Source organism: Cyanobacteriota bacterium (assembly GCA_025054735.1).
GTDB lineage: Bacteria > Cyanobacteriota > Cyanobacteriia > SKYG9 > SKYG9 > SKYG9.
The window spans coordinates 1-1,903 of the sequence record JANWZG010000566.1; the positions used below are offsets into that span (position 1 = coordinate 1).

Below are 1,903 nucleotides of genomic sequence, written 5' to 3' on the forward strand. Positions count from 1 at the left end.
TCGGAAGAGGGGACAGTTTGCAGTATCTGCATCGATGCTCCTGAGTTAAATACGCCTGAGTTATACAGTGGAAGACTGTCAATGGTAGCTACTACCTCTAATCTGAGTACCATCCCAATAATTGATTTTCAGCCGTTTTTGCTGGGAGACGATCGCGCACAACGCCAGGTTGCTCGTCAACTTTACCAAGCTTGCCATGAGATTGGTTTCATGTATGTGCAGCAGATTGGCATTGATCGTGACTTGGTGGCAGCAGCGTTTCACCAGAGCCATAGGTTTTTTGCCCTACCCTTAGCCGCTAAACAGGCGCTTGCCTATCCAGATGCCTTTAGCAACCGAGGCTATGCAGGTATGGAGCGAGAACGTCTTGACCCCAACCAGCCGGGGGATCTCAAGGAAACCTTCAACCTAGGGCTAGACGGGGCTGAGTCTCCAGATGCTACCAACCCGGCATTGACGCAGAACTGCTGGCCTCCTGGTGATGAGGAGTTTCGCAACACGCTAGTGAGTTTGTTTACGGCCTGCACTGAGGCCGCTAATCAGATACTTCAGGCATTTGCCTTAGCACTAAACCTACCGCTTTCCTTTTTGGTCGATCGCCACCGTAAGCAAGAACATACCCTGCGTCTCCTGCACTATCCCCCCCTGCAACAACCCCCCAAGCCTGGGCAAACACGCGCTGGAGCACACTCAGATTATGGCTCCATGACACTATTGTTCCAGGATCAGGTTGGCGGCTTGGAGGTGCAAACAACTCAGGGGGATTGGATAGCTGCACCTGCAATTCCAGATACCGTTCTTGTGAATACAGGTAATATAATGCAACGGTGGAGCAATGATGTGTTTCGATCAACGCGCCATCGCGTGGCAGTGCCTACCTGCGATCGTAGACATTTATCCCGCTATGCCATTGCTTTTTTCTGTCAGCCCGATCATGATGCTGAAGTATCCTGTATACCTGAATGTCAAGGCCCAAATAATCCGGCAAAATATCCCCCAATTTTGGCAGGAGATTATCTGGTCAGCCTTCTACAAGCTACCTATTAGTTTCTGATGTCGTCTACGTCTGTCCATTAGCTATTGGTGTTAAGTAATGTCCAAACTACTCCGTCGATCGCTCATTAGCTTGTTGCTAGTTGCCCCTGTGATGATTCTGTCTGCCTGTGGCTCTGCCCCTACGACATCAGAATCTCCCTCACCTGCTAGCAGTCCTAATGCCACTACTACCAGTACTCCAAAAACAACAGGTAATGCAGGCAAGTTTGCCCTGATTCTCAATGGCCCACCGACAGATAAATCTTGGAACCAGCGAGCCTACGAAGCTGCCCAGGCGCTAAAGGCTAAAGGGGTAGATGTGGTGATTTCTGAATCGGTGTCACCTGCTGATTCAGAGCGGGTGTTACGTCAATATGCCGAAGCTGGCTACTCGCCGATTGTCGCCCATTCCTTTAACTATGGCGATGCAGTGTTTAAGGTGGCGAAGGAATATCCCAAAACCAACTTTGCCTACGCGGGAGGGTTAGGTAAAGTGACTGAAAATGTAGCTGATTATGACCAGCCTTTCTACGAAGGTGCCTATCTAGTGGGTATCGTAGGGGGTAAACTTAGCAAAACAGGTAAGTTTGGGGCACTGTATGGGTTCGACATTCCCGTTTGCCGTGCTATGGGTGAAGCCATGCTAGCGGGTGCGAAGACAGTGAATCCGAAGGCAACACTGACAAGTGCCGCTACAGGGAACTGGGATGATGTTGCTAAGGCCAAAGAAGCAGCCCTATCTCAAGCTGAAACGGGGGTAGACTTTTGGATTGGTTGTGGACAAGGCCCTACGATCGGCCAATTTGAAGCAGCCAAGATTAAAGGCGGCTACGCCACTGGCTATGTTGGCGACATGTCTTCACTAGCA

2 protein-coding genes are annotated in these 1,903 nt (G+C 50.3%); both read left to right on the plus strand.

The window, feature by feature from the left end; translation table 11 throughout:
• Positions 1-102: 102 nt before the first annotated feature.
• Complete coding sequence (locus NZ772_18195; GenBank protein MCS6815487.1) at positions 103-1,047, plus strand: isopenicillin N synthase family oxygenase; 945 nt, start codon at positions 103-105, stop codon at positions 1,045-1,047.
• A gap of 46 nt (positions 1,048-1,093) precedes the next feature.
• The coding region (locus NZ772_18200) for a BMP family protein (protein ID MCS6815488.1) at positions 1,094-1,903 on the plus strand (810 nt) is incomplete at its 3' end.